The 18,179-nt window shown below is 71.9% G+C and carries 15 protein-coding genes; 11 read left to right on the top strand and 4 right to left on the bottom strand.

What is annotated here, in order from left to right; genetic code table 11:
• Window positions 1–16: 16 nt before the first annotated feature.
• The 6 genes from ABH935_RS18105 (at window position 17) to ABH935_RS18080 (ending at window position 6,422) form a co-directional block, all read left to right on the top strand.
• Window positions 17–1,216: an NAD(P)/FAD-dependent oxidoreductase gene (locus ABH935_RS18105; protein ID WP_370379067.1), complete on the top strand. Its 1,200-nt coding sequence runs from the start codon at window positions 17–19 to the stop codon at window positions 1,214–1,216.
• Entirely contained in the window at window positions 1,213–1,500 is a 288-nt protein-coding gene (locus ABH935_RS18100) for a (2Fe-2S)-binding protein (RefSeq protein ID WP_370379066.1), read from the top strand. Before ABH935_RS18105 ends, ABH935_RS18100 begins: the two co-directional genes overlap by 4 nt.
• Window positions 1,487–3,703 (top strand): NAD(P)/FAD-dependent oxidoreductase, encoded by a 2,217-nt coding sequence (locus tag ABH935_RS18095; RefSeq protein ID WP_370379065.1) that lies wholly within the window; start codon window positions 1,487–1,489, stop codon window positions 3,701–3,703. Before ABH935_RS18100 ends, ABH935_RS18095 begins: the two co-directional genes overlap by 14 nt.
• A 3-nt stretch (window positions 3,704–3,706) precedes the next feature.
• On the top strand, window positions 3,707–4,615 hold the full coding sequence (locus tag ABH935_RS18090; protein WP_370379064.1) for a dihydrodipicolinate synthase family protein: 909 nt from the start codon (window positions 3,707–3,709) through the stop codon (window positions 4,613–4,615).
• Window positions 4,615–5,616, top strand: a complete 1,002-nt coding sequence (locus tag ABH935_RS18085; RefSeq protein ID WP_370379063.1) for a proline racemase family protein — start codon at window positions 4,615–4,617, stop codon at window positions 5,614–5,616. Before ABH935_RS18090 ends, ABH935_RS18085 begins: the two co-directional genes overlap by 1 nt.
• A 74-nt stretch (window positions 5,617–5,690) precedes the next feature.
• On the top strand, window positions 5,691–6,422 hold the full coding sequence (locus tag ABH935_RS18080; RefSeq protein ID WP_370379062.1) for a GntR family transcriptional regulator: 732 nt from the start codon (window positions 5,691–5,693) through the stop codon (window positions 6,420–6,422).
• A gap of 769 nt (window positions 6,423–7,191) precedes the next feature.
• Here ABH935_RS18080 and ABH935_RS18075 read toward each other — a convergent pair.
• The 4 genes from ABH935_RS18075 to ABH935_RS18060 form a co-directional block, all read right to left on the bottom strand.
• Entirely contained in the window at window positions 7,192–7,425 is a 234-nt protein-coding gene (locus ABH935_RS18075) for a hypothetical protein (RefSeq protein ID WP_370379061.1), read from the bottom strand.
• 240 nt (window positions 7,426–7,665) lie between these two features.
• Window positions 7,666–9,105, bottom strand: a complete 1,440-nt coding sequence (locus ABH935_RS18070) for an aminopeptidase P family protein (RefSeq protein ID WP_370379060.1) — start codon at window positions 9,103–9,105, stop codon at window positions 7,666–7,668.
• A gap of 397 nt (window positions 9,106–9,502) precedes the next feature.
• A complete protein-coding gene (gene aspS / locus ABH935_RS18065; RefSeq protein ID WP_370379059.1) occupies window positions 9,503–10,795 on the bottom strand; it encodes an aspartate--tRNA(Asn) ligase in 1,293 nt (430 codons plus the stop codon).
• A 278-nt stretch (window positions 10,796–11,073) separates the two neighbouring features.
• The gene (locus tag ABH935_RS18060; protein ID WP_370379058.1) at window positions 11,074–13,203 is read right to left on the bottom strand and encodes an ArnT family glycosyltransferase; all 2,130 of its coding nucleotides are present in this window, start codon (window positions 13,201–13,203) and stop codon (window positions 11,074–11,076) included.
• A 168-nt stretch (window positions 13,204–13,371) separates the two neighbouring features.
• Here ABH935_RS18060 and ABH935_RS18055 point away from each other — a divergent pair, with 168 nt between their 5' ends.
• From ABH935_RS18055 to ABH935_RS18035, 5 genes are all read left to right on the top strand, one after another.
• Complete coding sequence (locus tag ABH935_RS18055; protein WP_194920091.1) at window positions 13,372–14,136, top strand: DeoR/GlpR family DNA-binding transcription regulator; 765 nt, start codon at window positions 13,372–13,374, stop codon at window positions 14,134–14,136.
• 225 nt (window positions 14,137–14,361) lie between these two features.
• Window positions 14,362–15,297, top strand: a complete 936-nt coding sequence (locus ABH935_RS18050) for an SIS domain-containing protein (RefSeq protein ID WP_370379057.1) — start codon at window positions 14,362–14,364, stop codon at window positions 15,295–15,297.
• A gap of 1 nt (window position 15,298) precedes the next feature.
• Complete coding sequence (locus ABH935_RS18045) at window positions 15,299–16,240, top strand: ROK family protein (RefSeq protein ID WP_370379056.1); 942 nt, start codon at window positions 15,299–15,301, stop codon at window positions 16,238–16,240.
• The gene (locus ABH935_RS18040) at window positions 16,237–17,175 is read left to right on the top strand and encodes a 1-phosphofructokinase family hexose kinase (RefSeq protein WP_370379055.1); all 939 of its coding nucleotides are present in this window, start codon (window positions 16,237–16,239) and stop codon (window positions 17,173–17,175) included. The genes ABH935_RS18045 and ABH935_RS18040 overlap by 4 nt, the downstream gene beginning before the upstream one ends.
• A gap of 21 nt (window positions 17,176–17,196) precedes the next feature.
• Window positions 17,197–18,081 carry a ketose-bisphosphate aldolase gene (locus ABH935_RS18035; protein ID WP_370379054.1) on the top strand — a complete coding sequence of 295 codons (885 nt, stop codon included), beginning with the start codon at window positions 17,197–17,199 and terminating at the stop codon, window positions 18,079–18,081.
• Window positions 18,082–18,179 lie beyond the last annotated feature (98 nt).

Genomic DNA, 18,179 nt, shown 5'->3' with positions numbered 1-18,179 from the left:
GTGACATAGTACTGGCGTGAGCGCTGCCGCGAGTGGATCCCCGACGCCCGACGTCGTCGTGATCGGCGCCGGCATGATCGGCGCTGCGTGCGCGTACTACGCGGCGCGCGCCGGTTTCGTGGTCACCGTCCTCGACAGCGGCCCGGTCGCCGGCGGCACCTCTGGCGCGGGGGAGGGGAACCTGCTGGTCTCGGACAAGGAGCCGGGGCCGGAGTTGGACCTGGCGATGCGCTCGCAGGAGCTGTGGCGGGCTTTGGCCGCCGAAGACGACGGCGCATTCGGCGCGAGCTTCGAGTACGAGGCCAAGGGTGGGCTGGTCGTCGCGTTCACGGCAGCGGACTTTGAGGCGCTGCAAGGCTTTGCGGCCACGCAGTTACCTTCGGGCGTCGTCGCCGAGCAGGTGCCCGGCGATCGGTTGACCGAATACGAGCCCTACATCGCCCCGAGCCTGGCCGGTGGCTTCTGGTATCCGCAGGACGCGCAGGTGATGCCCGCGCTGGCCACGGCCCGGCTGCTGAAGGCCTCGGGTGCGCGGGTGCGGTTGGGGAGCGCGGTGACCGGGCTCGTGGTGTCCGGCGGGGCGGTGCGCGGTGTGCGCACGACGTCCGGGGAGATTCCGGCGCGCTTCGTGGTAAACGCCGCCGGTTTCGGGGCGGCCGCGATCGCGGCGATGGTGGGCTCGACGCTGCCAGTGCAGCCGCGGCGCGGGTTCGTGCTGGTGACCGAGCCGTTGCCGGCGATGGTGCGGCACAAGGTGTACTCGGCCGCGTACGTCGCGGACGTTTCGAGCTCCGACGCGGCATTGCAGTCCTCTGCGGTCGTCGAGGGGACGCCGTCGGGCCCGGTGCTGATCGGCGCGAGCCGCGAGCGTGTCGGACTGGACCGGACGCCCTCGTACGAGGCGCTGGGGCGACTGGCGGCTCAGGGGGCTGAGCTGTTCCCGTTCCTGGCCGACGTGAAGGTGCAGCGGTACTACTGCGGGTTCCGGCCCTACCTGCCCGACCACCTGCCCGCGATCGGCCCGGACGCCACCGTCTCAGGGCTCTACCACGCCTGCGGCCACGAGGGCGCCGGCATCGGCCTGGCCCCGGCGACCGGCGAGCTGATCGCGGCGCTACTGGCGGGGGAGCAGCCGGCGCTCGCGGCGGAGCCGTTCCACCCGGCACGGTTCGCACATTCCGACGCAGCCGACGGACACGGGGAGGACTCACAGTGAGCGTCGAGTTCACTTTCGACGGCCGCCCGATGACGGCCCAACCGGGCCAGACCGTCGGCGCGGCGCTGCTGAACGAGGGCATCCGGTCCTGGCGCACGACGCGTTTCGGCGGGCGCCCGCGCGGGCTGTTCTGCGGGATCGGCGTGTGCTTCGACTGCTTGGTGACGGTGAACGGAGAGCCGAACGTGCGCGCGTGCCTAGCGGTGGTCGCGGAGGGGGATGTGGTGCGGACGCAGGTGGGGGACGGGCGCGGCGGCGCGGTGGCCGGTGATGAGCGTGACTGAGCGCGACTTCGACTCCGCAGCCTTTGATCCGCCTGCCTCTGATCCGGCGGCCTCCAGTCCGGCGGCCTCCGGTCCGGCCGCTTTCGATCCGCCCGCCTCGGGTCCGGCCGCCTTCGATCCGGCGGCCTCCGGTCCGCCTGCCTTCGATCCCGCCGCGCCCGAGGACGTCAGCCTCGGCGACCCCGGCCACCTCGGCAGCTTCGACCTGGCCGTCATCGGCGCCGGCCCGGCCGGCATGGCAGCCGCCGCGACCGCGGCCGACCAGGGCCTGCGCGTCGCCCTGATCGACGCCGGCCGCCAACTCGGCGGCCAGTACTTCCGCCACCCGGCCCCCGGCCTGACGGCGTCCTGGCTGCCGAAGCTCTACCACGGCTGGCAGCAGTTCGAGCAGCTGGTGACCCGCGTCGAGACGGCCAGCGGCATCGAGGTCCTGTTCGGCCACCAGGTATGGGCGATCGACCGGTTCACCGACCCCGGATTCAGGGTCCTGACAGACCGCGGCCCCATCGAAGCCCCCTACGTGATCCTGGCGACCGGCGCCTACGAGCGCGTGGTGCCCTTCCCCGGCTGGGACCTCCCCGGCGTCTTCACCGCAGGCGGCGCCCAGGCCCTGCTCAAAGGCAACCTGGTCCTGCCCGGCCGCCGCGTCGTCGTCGCCGGCACCGGCCCCCTCCTCCTCCCGGTGGCCACGGGCCTGGCCACCGCCGGCGCCAAAGTCCTGGGCCTGTACGAAGCCAACAACATCCGCGGCTACGCCAAGAACCCCCTGCCGCTCATCACCAACCCCACCAAACTCACCGAAGGCCTCGACTACGCCCGCCAACTCACCCGGGCCCGCATCCCCGTCCACACCGGCCGCATGATCGTCGAAGCCCAAGGCACCGAAACCCTGGAGGCGGTCGTAGCCGCCCGCCCCGACGGCACCGACCCCCACCGCATCCCCTGCGACACCCTGGCGATCGGCTACGGCCTGGCCCCCCAAATCGACCTCGCCCTCACCCTCGGCGCAGCCCCCACCCACCTCACCGACGGCACCATAGCCCTCCGAGTGAACACCACCCAGCGCACCACCATCCCTGGCCTCTACGCCGCCGGCGAGACCGCAGGCGTCGCCGGCGCCGAAACCGCACTCCTCGAAGGCGAAATCGCCGGCCTCGCCGTAGCACAGGCCGCAGCCCGCGCCCGGCGCGTAGCCGGCAGGGCGGCAGGACTGCCCGTGGATACCTCCGCTGCTTCCGACACTTCCGGCGAGACGCCGGGCACTGATATGCCTGCCTCGCCTGCCTCGCCTGCCTCGCCTGCCTCGCCTGCCTCGCCTGCCTCGCCTGCCTCGCCTGCCTCGCCTGCCGAGGCCAAGCCCACCGGCGGCGTGCTCGGCAGTGCCCGCGCCCGGCTTACTCGTCGCGTATCGCCGAGCCCTGACAGGGCAACGTCCACCAGCCCGCCTGCCGAGGCCAAGCCCGCAGGCCCGCCCGCCGCCCGCAGCAGCATCGCGGCCGCCCGATCCCGGTTCACGCGCCGGTCCGATGCGCCGCTGTCATCGAGCCCTGACGCATTCGGCGCCTCCGACATCCCACCTACCGAGGCCAAATCCGGCGCCGGCATGCTCGGCAGTGCCCGCATCCGGATCTCCCGCCGTTCCGCATCGAGCCCTGAAACTGCGGCCCCCTCCAGCCCGCCTGCCGACGCCAAGCCTGCTGCCCGCGGCCCGCTCACCGCAGCCCGAGCCCGCGTCTCGCGCCGTAACACCCTCGCCTCCGAGACCTCGGCCGCTGATGCGACCGCCGCGACCCCGCCCCCGAATCTCCCCACCCTCCTCCGTCGCCGTGCCCGCCAACGCGCTCTCGCCGACCTCCTCCGTGCCCGCCATCCGATTCCGGCCGCTTGGCGCGAGCACCTGGCCGACGACACCGTCGTCTGCCGCTGCGAGGAGGTGACCGCCTCCGCCATCACCGAGGCGGTCACCGACCTCGGCGCCGGCGACGCCCGGACCGTCAAGCTCCTCACCCGCGCCGGCATGGGCTGGTGCCAGGGCCGCGTGTGTGGCTACGCCCTCGCCTGCCTGGCCCGCCCCGACGCGGACGCCGACGCCGCCGACCCCGCATCCCCCTCCGCCGCCGACCTCCTCGCCGCCGCGAAGCGCCCGCTGGCGCGCCCCGTCCCGCTCGGTGTCCTGGCCGAGCAAGACCGAAGGAACAAGTAGCCCATGTCCCGCATGCCCTGGCACGGCGTCGTCGTCGCCACCGCTCTGCCCTTCCGCGAAGACCTGTCCGTGGACCTCGACGCCTACGCCGAGAACCTGCGCAGCCTCATCGACGCCGGGTGCGACGGCGTGTGCCCCAACGGCTCGCTCGGCGAGTACCAGACGCTGACCGACGACGAGCGCGCCGCCGTCGTACGCACCGCGGTCGAGACGGTCGGCGGCGACCGGGTGCTGGCCGGCGTCGCCGCGTACGGGTCGATGGAGTCGCGGCGCTGGGCCGAGCAGGCCGCCGAGGCCGGGGCCGGCGCGGTCATGCTGCTGCCCCCGAACGCCTACCGCGCCGACGAGCGCTCGGTCATCGCGCACTACAAGGCGGTCGGCGAGGTCGGCATCCCGATCGTGGCCTACAACAACCCCTTCGACACCAAGGTCGACCTCGTCCCCGAACTCCTCCAGCAGCTCCACGAGGCCGGCTACATCCGCGCCATCAAGGAGTTCTCCGGCGACACCCGCCGCGCCTACCGCATCAAGGAGCTGGCACCGGAGCTCGACCTGCTCATCGGCGCCGACGACGTCCTGCTCGAACTCGCCCTGGCCGGCGCCGCCGGCTGGGTCTCCGGCTACCCGAACGCGATCCCGCACGCCTGCGTCGACCTCTACCACGCCGCCATCACCGGGGACCTGCAGACCGCCCTGCCCCTCTACCGCGAACTCCACCCCCTCCTGCGCTGGGACTCGCGCACCGAGTTCGTCCAGGCCATCAAGCTCTCCATGGACCTCGCAGGCCGACAGGGCGGCGGCTGCCGCCCGCCCCGCCTCCCGCTGCTGCCGGAGCAGTTCGACACGATCAAGGCCGACACCCTCCGCGTCCTGCCGCTGGAGGACCAGGCCCGCGAGCGGAAGCAGGGCTGATGCGCACCAAGCACGTCTACCACGCGGTCGACTCCCACACCGAGGGCATGCCGACCCGCGTCATCACCGGCGGTGTCGGCGTCGTGCCCGGCGAGACCATGATGGCCAAGCGCCTGTACTTCATGGAGCACCTGGACCACCTCCGCACGCTCCTGATGTACGAGCCCCGGGGCCACGCCGCCATGTCCGGCGCGATCCTGCAGCCCCCGACACGCCCCGACGCCGACTACGGCGTGCTCTACATCGAGGTCTCCGGCCTGCTCCCGATGTGCGGCCACGGCACCATCGGCGTGGCCACCGTCCTGGTCGAGACCGGCATGGTGCCGGTGGTCGAGCCGGTCACCACGGTGCGCCTGGACACCCCGGCCGGCCTGATCCTCGCCGACGTGCAGGTCGAGGACGGCGCCGCCAAGTCCGTCACCATCCGCAACGTCCCCAGCTTCGCCGAACGCCTCGACGCCCAGGTCGACGTCCCCGGCTTCGGCACCATTGGCTACGACCTGGCCTACGGCGGCAACTTCTACGCCATCGTCGACCTGGACGCCTACAAACTCCCGTTCGACCACGCCGCCAAGAACGAGATCATCGCCGCCGGCCTGGCCACCATGGACGCCATCAACGCCGCCGACGAACCCGTCCACCCCCTCGACGACAGCATCCGGGCCGTCCACCACGTCTACTTCCGAGCCCCGGGCTCCACAGCCCAGCACTCACGCCACGCCATGGCCATCCACCCGGGCTGGTTCGACCGCTCCCCATGCGGCACCGGCACCTCGGCCCGCATGGCGCAGCTGCACGCCCGCGGCGAACTGGCCCTGAACACCGACTTCATCAACGAGTCCTTCATCGGCACCCGCTTCATCGGCCGCCTGGTCGAGCAGACCGACGTCGCCGGCCGCCCGGCGGTGATCCCCACGGTCACCGGCCGGGCCTGGGTGACCGGAACCGCGCAGTATTTCCTGGACCCGACCGATCCCTTCCCCGCAGGGTTCCTGATCTGAGATCACACCTGAAGGCCTGTATTCATCGACGAAGATCTGTGTTATCGCATCAATCAGCGGATAGGGTTCCGACCATGCCAGACAGGACTACCAGCAGCGCCGCGGTCTTCGCCGGCACGGCCCCCGGGCCCGACCCGGACCGCGGCCCGGCGCTGAACCTGCCCCGCGTGCTGGGCCACAACTCGCTGCGCGAACAGGTCTCGCACGCCCTGCGCGCGGCCCTGATCGCCGGCGAGCTGCGGCCCGGGGTCGTCTACTCGGCACCGGTCCTGGCCGCCGGCTTCGGAGTGTCGGCGACGCCGGTCCGCGAGGCCATGCTCGACCTGGCGAAGGAGGGCCTGGTCGAGGTCGTCCGCAACAAGGGCTTCCGGGTCACCGAGCTCTCCGAGGCCGACCTCGACCAGTTCACCGAGATCAGGGCCCTGATCGAGGTGCCGGTGGTGACCGGCCTGGCCCGCAGCGCGCCGCCGGCCGACCTGCAGGGGCTGCGACCGGCGGCCGAGGCCATCGTCACGGCGGCCAAGGCCCGCGACCTGATCGGCTACGTCGAGGCCGACCAGGCCTTCCACCTGGCGCTGCTCGGCCTGTCCGGCAACCCGCACCTGGTCGAAGTCGTGAGCGACCTGCGGAACCGGTCGCGGTTGTACGGCCTGCCGTCGCTGGCCGACGCCGGCGTCCTCGCCGCCTCGGCTGAGGAACACGTGGCGCTCGTTGACGCGCTGGTTGCCCGCGATGCGGACTTGGTTGAGGAGCTGATGACGACGCACCTGACGCACGTGCGGTCCATTTGGGCGGGGCGGGAGTAGCGACGGCTTGGCGTGGCCGCCAGGGCGGCGGCGAGGTGGTCGCGTGCTTGGCGGTTCCATCGGGTTCAGGAGCGGCTTCCTTTCGAGGTGCTTCGGGTTCGGTTGGCGGGCGTGTCAGGTGGCTGTCGGAGGGCATGTCCCTAGGCCGGACCCTGGCGCTTGGGGGTGGCGCCGGGGTCCGGCTGTTGGGTTGTGGTGCGGTGCCCGCCCCTTGCGGGGCCTGCTCGATGCGGGGCGATCCCCCACTGTGCCTCCGACTTGGCCGAAGTCGAAGGCTCTTTATCGCCTCGCTTCGAGCAGTCGACGACGCGAGGTCATCGAGGGCGTTGGGCGGCCGGCCCCGGGGCGGGCGCGGCGAGCTCTGTCCGCGCACGACCGGTGACGACCGTCGATCCTGGGGCCACCGGGTAGACCTGGCGTTGGGTGGTGGCCTTTGGACTGTCTCAATAGTGCGTGAAGACCACATATCGGACATCGGGTGAATGGCGTAGATCGTGCTGCGCAGATCAGCCGAGGCCGAATGAGTGACCTGCGGCGGGGGGTAGGGCTCTGATGCTGCGGGCAGGGGTGCGGGGTCTGGGCCGGGCCACGTGCCCGGGCTACTCAGCCCCTGGCTCCGCGCCCCCCCCGGCTCAAGATCCCACGCCCTCAGCCCAGGCTCCGCGTCCCTCAGGTCGAGATCCCGGCGCGGCCGATCGGCGCGACCGTGCTGTTCGCGACGCTCCGCGAAGGGCGTTCTACCAGCGTCAAATGGTCGTGCGATAAGCGATCAGCTCTCAGGCTGCAGACGCTCGCGGGCTGCCGAGAGCCGCTGATCGTAGTCAGCGGCGAACAGCTCGGGCAGCGACTTGTCCAATGTCCCGGAGATTTTGTGGATCGGCGCCCACACTGCCGGATCATCAATCATCTGGCCAAGGTCCGTCATCTGAAGGCGGTCCAGCCAGTGCGACAACACCAACGCCTCGTCGCTCGTCAGCTTGATCGTCACGTCCTCATCGACCACGAACACCTCCAGTGCCAGCCCTTACAGGCCACGCCAAGCTATCCAGCTACTTGGCGAAAGGCATAGGGGCACCCCCGTGCCCTCGGAGCCCGGAGCGCCGAGACCCGGAGCCCCGAGACCCGGAGCCCCGAGACCCGGAGCCCCGAGACCCAGGGCACGAGGGCCGGGGCACGGGGCCCCGGGCCCGAACCCCGAACCCCGAACCCCGAACCCCGAACCCCGAACCCCGAACCCCGCACCTCACCCCGCGTGTTCCGCCATCCAGGCCTCGACGTCGTCGGCCTCGCGCGGTAGCGCCTGGGACATCAGCACTGCGCCGTCGTCGGTGATCAGCAGGTCGTCCTCGATGCGGATGCCGATGCCGCGGAGTTCCTGCGGCAGGGTCAGGTCGTCGGGTTGGAGGTAGAGGCCGGGTTCGACGGTGAGGACGTTGCCTGCTGCGAGTGTGCCGTCCACGTACTCCTCGGCGCGGGCTTTGGCGCAGTCGTGGACGTCGAGGCCGAGCATGTGGCCGCTGCCGCACAGGGTGTAGCGGCGGTAGAGGCCCACCTCGGGGTCCATCGCCTCTTCTAGCGACGTCTTCAGGATGCCCATGTTGATCAGGCCGGTGGCGATGGTGCGCATGGCGGCCCAGTGGAAGTCGCGGAACTTTGCTCCGGGGCGGAGGGTTGCGATGCCGGCGTTCTGGGCTGACAGGACCAGGTTGTACAGGTCGCGCTGGAGGGGGGTGAAGGTGCCGGAGATCGGGAGGGTGCGGGTGATGTCGGCGGTGTAGAGGCTGTCGGCCTCGACGCCGGCGTCGAGCAGGAGTAGCTCGCCGGCGTTCAGGGTGCCGGTGTTGGCCGTCCAGTGCAGGACGCAGGCGTGGGCGCCGCCGCCGACGATGGTGTTGTAGCCCACGTCGTTGCCTTCGATGCGGGCGCGGTTGTTGAAGGCTCCTTCGACCCAGCGTTCGCCGCGGGGCTTGCCGATGGTGGTGGGCAGGATGCGGGCGACGTCCTGGAAGCCCAGGGTGGTGGCGTCCACGGCGGCTTGGAGCTGCTCGACTTCCCACGCGTCCTTCACCAGTCGGAGCTCGGACAGGTAGGCGGTGAACTCGGCGTCGGGCTCCGGGCGTGCGGCGACCAGGGTGTCCACGCGCGGGTCGACGCCGCGCAGTACGCGGGTGGGGACTGAGGCGCCGGAGAGCTTGTCGGCGAGGCGGTTCAGGTTCTCCGTCGCGATGCCGTAGAGCTCCGTGCTCTCGCTGAGGGAGGGGCGGCGGCCTTCCCACATCTCGCCGAGGCGGCGGTCGCGGAACGCCTCGCCGTTGTCGCGGGAGGAGCGGTCGTGGGCGAACAGGATCGCGTCGTGGCCCGAGCCGTTCGGCTCGAAGACGAGGACGCCCTCCAGGAGCTGGCTGCCGGTCAGGTGCACGAAGGCGGTGTGCGCGCGGTAGTGCCAGAAGGTGTCGTTGCTGCGCAGCTTCTCCGTGCCGGCCGGCACGATCAGGCGCTCGCCGGGGAAGCGGGCCGAGACGGCCTCGCGGCGGCGGCCGGTCCACGCCGAGGCCGGCACCGGGCCCAGATCCGGCAACGGCGAGGGCGCCCACTGCGTGGCCATGAACGCCGCGAGGGCGTCGGTGACCGGCAGGTCGTGGCTGCCGGTGGCGAACTTCGACAGGTTCGGGTCGCTGGACACTGCGGCGGCTCCTGGAGTGCGAAGGGTCGGGACGGTGCGGGATGGCCGGGACGCGCGGTGCGGGACGGCGCGGCTGCGGGTTCCGCAGTGTGCAATGTTACATTCCACGGCGCGGTGCGGTAACCCCCGCGGGGGTGGGGCGAACGCTACCTGTGGGTGGAGGCTTGGTGGTGCGCGGGTGCAGATCGCGATGGCTGGGGTGGGGCGGAGTCGGCTGTGGGAAGTCGAGCCAGGTCTCGTGGACGGAGGTCTCGTGGTCGGAAGACGGAGGCGGATCGGGCCGGGGAATCAGGCACGCGGGCCCTCGCCGCCATGCGACGACGAGGGCCCGCGCGTAAACGTGCGTGGTGCGTAAAGCGTGCAGAGCGTGTAAGGGTGCAGAGCGCTTAGAGAGTGCTCACGGCGTGAGCCGGTGCAGGTCCCGAGGGAACAGCGCGGTCCGGCGCAGGTTGTCCGCCTCCGTCAGCCGCATCGTCCAGCGCTCCAGGCCCAGGGCGAAGCCGCCGTGCGGCGGCATCCCGTGCTTGAAGTTCGCCAGGTAGCCCTCGTATGCCTCGGTCGTCTCCCCGCGCGCAGTGAGCGCCGCCACGTAGTCCTCGTAGCGGTGCAGTCGCTGTCCGCCGGTGATCAGCTCCAGGCCGCGGAAGAGCAGGTCGAAGGTGTTCGAGTACCGTGGCCGGTCCGGTTGCGGGTGCGTGTAGAACGGCCGCTTGACCATCGGGTATCCGGTGACGAACAGGAACTCGCTGCCGAACTCGCGCAGTGCCCACTCGCTCAGCTCGCGCTCGTTGGCGGGGGACAGGTCGGGCTCGTCCTCGCCGAGCATCTCCATCGCGTCCGCGAAGTGGATCTCGGGGATCTGCTCCGGTACCACCGGCACCTTCACGCCGAGCAGGTCCACCGCGGCCTGCGCGCGTTCGGTGACGGCGGCGGCCATGCCGGCCAGTGCCTGCCGGACCACCGTCATCACGTCGCGGTGGTCGGTGATGAAGCCGAGTTCGGCGTCCAGGCTCGTGTACTGCGCCAGGTGGCGGGCGGTGTCGGAGGGCTCGGCGCGGAAGACCGGGCCGGTCTCGTAGACGCGCTCGAAGACGCCGACCATCGCCTGCTTGAAGAACTGCGGCGACTGCGCCAGGTACGCCTTGCGGCCGAACCAGTCCAGGGCGAAGACGTTGGCGCCGGATTCGGTGGCCGAGCCGACGATCTTCGGGGTGTGGATCTCGGTGAAGCCCTCGGCTTCCAGGGCGGTGCGGAAGCCCGCGACGGAGGCGGCCGCGATCTGGAACGGGGCGTTCAGGAGCGGGTGGCGCAGGGTCACCGGGGCGCCGTCCAGGATGGTCGGCAGTGAGGCGGTCACGGTCGGCCGGTAGATCTCCAGCGGCGGCGTCTCGGCCGGGCTGGACAGCAGCTCGACTTGGGGGCCCGAAGCCGGTGCGACGACCTCCACACCGCCGGGCGCCTGTTCGTTGGCCGTCACGATCCCGACGAAGGACAGCACGGTCTCCTCGGGGATGTCGCGTAGTTGCTCGGCGACGGTACCCGGCAGGACGGCCTGGGTCAGGCCGCTGCGGTCGCGCAGGATCAGGAACGTGACGTTCTTCAGCTCACGGCGGCGGTGCAGCCAGCCGGACACCTGGACGGTTTCACCTACGTGCGCCGACATCTCGGACGCGAGTACGCGGTGGATCATTTGGAGCCCTCCCAAGGGCCTCGAAGTGATCCCTTGGGGGTGCGGGCGATAAGGGAATCGCGGTACCACCGCACCTTCGCCGCGGCTTGCGGCCGCGACCTCGTGGCGGCCCGGTGACGGTGGCCATCCGGCGGGGCATTGCCTCCCCGCACTCGGGAGGGTCTTCGCCTCGGGACGCGGGGCCGTCTTCCCAGCTGCCGACGGCTCTCTGGACCCGCGCGGATCCGAGGCTACTCGTCTCCTTCAACGTGTTGGAGCGATCTTAGCTCCCGCGAAAGTCACGAACAATCGAATACCCCGCTCGGCGCGGCGGCCTTGGCGGCGTGAGCGGTAGACGTAGTAGACGTAGTAGAGGTAGACGCGGAGGTAGAGGTAGAGCGGGGAACAGAGACGGAAACCAGGCCCGGCACGCCATGACAGTGCCCAGTGACCCACGAGTCACGGTCCTTCGCCGCAGTGCTACGGCCGCCCATGCGCATCCCGGTCACCACGACGTAGCGCACCTGCCCGGTGCGCACGAGCGCCGCCAGCCCCTGCGCGGTCGGCGCCGGGGCGTCGCTTGTGAAGCCGCCCATGGGGAGGACCGGGACGTTGTGCGCCAGGTAAGTAGCCGCGGCCATCGAGCCGTCGACAGCGGCGGCATAGGGGCGTCCGCCGCGGTTGTGCTCCAGGAAGCGGAGCACCTGCGGGTCGGGGCCCTGACCGAAGTCGCGCAGGCCGCGCTCGATCTCGTCGTTGACGGCCGCGCTGGTCTTCCGGCCCCCGAACATCGACTGCGGCGGTCCGGCGGAGGCAGCGACGCTGCCCATCATGTCGCCCCGGCGAGTGAGTACTGAGGACGCCCACACGGCTGGTGCGGCTAGTGCGGCGGTCGCGACGGCCAGGGCTGACAGTGCGCCGACGGCGCGGTTGCGGGAGATGCGGGCCCAAGGGGTCAGGGCGATCGCCAGGACGGCGGCGGCGAGGACGAACCAGCGGAGCCAGGGCTGGTAGTGGGGAGTCTCGCGGCTTGCGAAGAACGCCCAGCCACCGGTCACGGCGACGAGCGCCGGAAGCTGCCAGGCCCGGCCGCGGGCGGCGGCGATGAAGGCGGCGCCGGCGAGGGCGGCGACCGGCGGGGCGAGGGTGGAGGTGTAGTAGGAGTGGATGCCGGTGGCTGCGCAGAAGGCCAGTCCGTAGATGCCTAGCCAGCCGCCCCAGAGCAGGTAGCCGGCGAGTGCCTTCTGGCGCGCGCGGTCTGCGGCGGTCGGCTGAAGGCTCGCCGGGGCCGCATCACCGGGCTCCTGCTGCGGGATCGCGACGGCCGTCGGGGCGGCGGTGGTCGGATCCTGCGCCGAAGTCGTCGTAGCCGCCGGAGTGGCCGGCTGGTGCGCTGAGTCTGCTTCGGCGAGCGCGCCAAGCGCAGCCCGCGCAGCGAGCCCAGCCCGTACGGTGAGCCCAGCCCGCCGCCCCCGCCAAGCCACCCACAACCCCGCACCCAACCCCGCCACCGCCGCCGGCACCAGCCAGCTGATCTGCCCCGCCGAAGCCGCCCCGAAGATCCGCCCGAGCCCCGCCGGGCCACCGGCCCCCGACAGCACCGCGCCGCCAGCCAGCGGGTCGGTCCCGGCGCCCTGGCCGCCGATGCGGCCGAAGCCGTTGTACTGGAACACCATCTCCCACACCGAGTTGTGCACCGACCCGTCGATGTAGGGGCGCTGCGAGGCCGGGGTCAGCGTCACGAACACCATCCACGCCAGCGACACCGCCGCCACCAGAGCCCCGTACGCCGCCGCCCGGCCCAGGCGCCACCAGCGCGTGCCGGCGCCGAGCAGGAAGCACGTCCCGGCGAAGACCGGCACGACTAGCAGCGCCTGCCCCATCTTCACGTTGAACGCCACGCCCAGCCACACCGCCGAGGCCGCCAGCCACCAGGCGGCGCGCCGTCCGCCGTCGGCCCAGCGCCACAGCGCGTGCGCCGCGACGACCATGAAGAACACCATCAGCGCGTCGGGGATGTTCGTGCGCGACAGCGCCACGGTCACCGGGGTCAGCGTGTAGCCGACGGCCGCGGCGTACCCGGCGCCTCGGCCGGCCCAGCGCCGCACCGTGACGAACAGCAGCGGCACGCACGCCGTGGCCGCCAACACCTGCGGCAGCAGCACCGCCCAGGGGTGGAACCCGAACATCCGCACCGACAGCGCCTGCACCCAGAACGCGCCGGGCAGCTTGTCGGTGGTGATGAAGCCCGCCGGGTCGAAGGCCCCGTAGACGAAGTCGTGCCAGTTCGCGCCCATCGAGCGGACGGCCGCCGTGTAGTAGGGGTGCGTCCGTCCGTGCTGGAAGCCCCACCCGAACATCACCGCGGCCAGCGCTGTGAGGGCTGCGACCAGGGCCCGATCCGAGGACCGTCGAGAAATCCACGCCATGTCCGGTCAACGAGCATGATCAGGGCGAGTCACCGTGAAGTTACGAAACTGTCATCGAATACAGAAGAATGGGACTCTTAGGGCGCCCGATAAAGACGATGATCATTCATGCTCGGAATCTGCGCGAACGAGCATCGCGGTGAGCGGATCGCGCGCTACTGTGTCCCCATGCGCCAAGAAGACCGCCTCGGAGCCATCCTCGCCCTGCTGGCCGACCACGGTTCGGTCGGTGTGGTGGAAACCGCCGAGCGCCTGGGCACTTCCCAGGCCACGATCCGCCGCGACCTGCAGGCCCTGGAGGAACAGGGTCTGGTCAAGCGCACGCACGGCGGCGCCGTCCCGGCCGGCGTGCTGTATGAGCTGCCCATGCGCTACCGCGGTGCGCGCCAGCAGGAGGAGAAGAGCCGGATCGCCGAGCTCGCGGCCGGTCTGATCGACGAGAGCGCGGCGACCGTGGGCCTGTGCGGGGGCACGACCACCAGCGAGGTGGCGCGGTTCCTGGGCATGCGCGGCGGTCTGAAGATCGTCACCAACGCTCTGAACATCGCCGCCGAGCTGGCGCTGCGTCCGGCCATAGACCTGGTGGTCACCGGCGGCACCGTGCGCACCGAGTCCTACGAGCTGATCGGCCCCGTCGCCGAGCGGGCGCTGGAGGGCTTCAACCTGGACGCCTCGTTCCTGGGCGTCGGCGGGGTCAGCGCGGCGGCCGGCGTCACCACGCACCACGAGGTCGAGGCGCAGACCAACCGCGCCATGATCCTGCAGTCGGCGCGCGTGATCGTGGTCGCCGACGGCACCAAGGTCGGGCGCCGGGCCTTCGCGCGCATCGCCGAGGCCGCGCTCGTCTCGGATCTGGTCACCGATCCCAGCGCCGACCCCGCGGAGCTGGACGCGCTGCGGGAGCTCGGGGTCCGGATCCATCTCGCGGACTGAGCCGGGCTGAGCCGGACTGATCAGACTGAGCGGGCCTGCCAGGTCGGGCCGGCACCCGCGCGGGCTGACCCCCGAGCGCACTCACCCCTGCGCCGAATCATCCGCCAGGTCGCGCCGCGCGGCGGCTGACCACCGGGTATTTCTTCCTGCTTGATTCTGCTCGACTTGTCTGGCTATCGTTCAGATATAAGCACGGGAGAAGCTCGCAGCCTGGGGAGAGAAGCCATGTCCGGATCCGAACACGTCGACGCCGAGATAGCGAGCCAGCCGGACACCTGGCGCCGGGCCGCCGCCCTCGCCGTCGGCCCGACCGCCGAGGCGCTGCCGCAGAAGGGCGAGCGCGTCGCGGTCGTCGGCTGCGGCACCTCGCTCTACATGGCGCAGGCCTACGCCGTGCTGCGCGAGCAGGCCGGCCTCGGCGACACCGACGCCTTCGCCGCCTCGGAGTTCCCCTTCGGCCGCGCCTACGACCGCGTGGTCGCGCTCAGCCGCTCCGGCACCACGACCGAGGTGCTGGAACTGCTCCAGCGCCTCAAGGGCGTCATTCCGACCGTCGCTGTGATCGCCGACCCCGACACCCCGGCCCCGGCGCTGGCCGACCGGACCATCGTGCTGGACTTCGCCGACGAGAAGTCGGTCGTGCAGACCCGCTTCGCGACCACCGCGCTGACCCTGTTCCGCGCGCACGTCGCCGCGCAGTCCGGCACCGCCTTCGACCTGGAGAAGATCGTCGCCGACGCCCGGCGCTGCGTCAGCGAGCCGCTGCCGGACGGGATCCTGGACAAGACCCAGTTCGCCTTCCTCGGCCGGGGCTGGACCGTCGGGCTGGCGAACGAGGCCGGGCTGAAGATGACCGAGGCCTCGCTCACCTGGACCCAGTCCTACCCGGCGATGGAGTACCGGCACGGGCCGATCAGCATCGCCTCCCCGGGTACGGTGACCTGGATGCTCGGCGAGGCCCCGCGCGGGTTGGCCGAGCAGGTGGAGGCCACCGGCGGGCAGTGGCTGGACGGCACCGCGGACGGCACCGCCGGCGGCCGCGACCCGCTGGCCGAGCTGATCCGGATCCAGCGGCTGGCCGTGGCGCTCGGCGCGCGCAAGGGCCTGGAGGTCGACAACCCGCGCAACCTGACCCGCTCCGTCGTCCTGTCCGAGGTTTGAGATGTCCGATCCTGAGCAGCGGTACGCGCTGGCCCTCGACGTCGGCGGTACCGGCATCAAGGCCGGCCTGGTCGCCGCCGACGGCACGCTGAGGCGCACCTGGCGGCGCGCCACCCGCATCGAGCGCGGCCCGCAGGCCGTCATCGACACGATCGCGGACTTCGCCGCCGAGCTGGTCGAGGAAGCCGCCGCTGACGGCACGCCAGTCGTCGCGGCCGGCTTCGCGCTGCCCGGGATCATCAATGAGCAGACCGGTGTCGGGGTGTTCTCCGCCACCGTCGGCTGGCGCGACGTGCCGTTCGGCGAGCTGCTCGGCAAGCGCCTGGCCGTGCCGGTCGCGATCGGCCACGACGTGCGCGCCGGGGGAGTGGCCGAGGCCCGCATCGGCGCCGGCCGCGGCTCCGCGCGCTCCATCTTCCTGCCGCTGGGCACCAGCATCGGCGGCGCGATCATGATCGACGGCGTGCCGAACCTCGGCCCGCACGGCATGGGCGGCGAGTTCGGGCACATCGTGGTCCGCCCCGGCGGCCTGCCCTGCGGCTGCGGCCTGCACGGGTGCCTGGCGCAGTACTCCTCGGCCGGCGCGGTCGCGGCGCGCTACGCACAGGCCGCCGGCACGCCGAACGCCGGCGCCCTGGACGTCGCCGCGCGCCTGGCCACCGGCGACCCGATCGCCCGCCGCATCTGGGACGAGGCGGTCGATGCCCTGGCCGACGCGCTCCTGACCACCGCCGCGCTGCTCGACCCGGACCGCGTGGTCGTCGGCGGCGGCCTGGCCGAGGCCGGCGAGGCGCTGATGGTGCCGCTGGCCGAGGCGCTGGCGGGCAAGGCGACGTACCACGTGCTGCCGGAGCTGGTCACCGCCGAGCTCGGCGACCTGGCCGGCTGCCTGGGCGCGGGGCTGCTGGCGTGGGACCTGGTTCCTCAGGACCTGGCGCCGTGATAGTCACGCTCACGCTCAACCCGGCTCTGGACATCACATATACGGTCCCTGCTTTGCTACCGGGGACCACGCACCGGCCGCACGTGCATGCCCAGGCCGGCGGCAAGGGTGTGAACGTCGCCCGGACCCTGCACGCGCTGGGCCGCGAGACGGTCGCGGTCCTGCCGCTCGGCGGCTTCGACGGCGAAGCGATACGCGCGGAGCTGGAAGCGTCGGGGGTCCCGCACCATGTCATACCGATCGCCGGAGCGACTCGGCGAACAGTGACGGTCGTCGAGGAATCCGGGCTAGCGACCGGGTTCAACGAGGCCGGGCCTGAGATCGGCGCCGACGAGTGGGCCGAGATATGTGCGGCCGTCGCCTCGCTGCTGGAGACCGCGGTGCTCGACGACGCCGCGGTGCTGGTGTTGTCGGGCAAGCTGCCGCAAGGGCTGGCCGAGGACGCCTACGCCTCGCTGGTGGAACTGGCCGACGGGTTCGGGGTCCCGACGATTCTGGACACCGAAGGCGCGCCGCTGCTGGCCGCGTTGTCGGCGGGGCCGGCGATCGTGAAGCCGAACGCGCACGAACTGCTCGACGCCACCGGCCTGACCGACCCGGTCGCCGCCGCCGCGGAACTGCTGAAGCGGGGCGCCCGCGCCGTCGTCTCCTCCCACGGCCCCGACGGCCTCACCGCCCTGACCGCCGAGGGCACCTGGACCGCCCGCCCGCCGCGCGTCGACGGCGGCAACCCCACCGGCGCCGGCGACGCCTCGGTCGCGGCGCTGGCCGTCGGCTTGGCCGAGGGCCTGGGTGACGGCAACGCGTGGCCCGAGGTGCTCGCCGACGCGGCGGCGCTGTCGGCGGCGACAGTGCTCACCGCGCGCGCCGGGGTGTTCGACGCCGACGCCTATCGGCGATTCCGCTCCGAGATCAGCGCTCAGCGCTCAGCCTGAAGACTGAAACTAAGGACCCCCATGCCTCTGAAGCCCACCGGCGACCTCATCACCGCCGCCCGTGCCGAGCGCCGCGCCCTGGCCGCGTTCAACGTCATCACCCTCGAACACGCCGAGGCCATCGTCGCCGCCGCCGAGACCGCACAATCGCCGGTGATCCTGCAGATCTCCGAGAACGCCGTGAAGTTCCACCACGGCCGCCTCACGCCGATCGCGCGCGCCTGCGCCGCCGTCGCCGAGGCCGCGGGCATCGAGGTCGCGCTGCACCTGGACCACGTCGAGGATCCCGCGCTGCTGCGCCAGGCCGCCGACCACGGCTTCGGCTCGGCCATGTTCGACGGCTCGCACCTGCCCTACGCCGAGAACGTGCAGGCCACCCGCGAGGCCGCCGACTGGGCCCACTCCCGCGGACTGTGGCTGGAGGCCGAGCTCGGCAAGGTCGGCGGCAAGGACGGGGAGCCGCCGCTGTCGGCGCACGCCCCCGGCGCGCGCACCGACCCCGACGAGGCGCGCGAGTTCGTCGCCGCGACCGGCGTGGACGCCCTGGCCGTGGCCGTCGGCAGCTCGCACGCCATGACCGACCGCAGCGCCGTGCTCGACCACGAGCTCATAGCCCGGCTGCGCGCCGCGGTCGGCGTCCCGCTGGTGCTGCACGGCTCCTCCGGCGTGCCGGACGAGGAACTGGCGCGCGCCGTCGCCGGGGGAGTGGTCAAGGTGAACATCGGCACCGCGCTGAACATCGCCTTCACCGGCGCCGTGCGCGCGTGGCTGGAGCAGGCCCCGGCCAACGCCGTCGACCCGCGCAAGTACTTGGCTCCCGCGCGTGAGGACATGGCCGAGACGGCGGCGCACTTCATCAATGTGCTGTCGGTGCTGTCGCCGGACGCCGATCAGGAGGGCTACTAGCCGATCAGGAGGACGACTAGCAGCGGCACTGGCGCCTCGGGGGTCGGCTGGGCCAGCATAAGCGCCACAGTCGTACGCGGCCCGAACACGAAGAACGG

The organism is Catenulispora sp. GAS73, from assembly GCF_041262085.1.
Lineage (GTDB): Bacteria > Actinomycetota > Actinomycetes > Streptomycetales > Catenulisporaceae > Catenulispora.
Note: the sequence above shows the minus strand (reverse complement) of the source record. Positions and strands in the feature narration are given on the sequence as shown.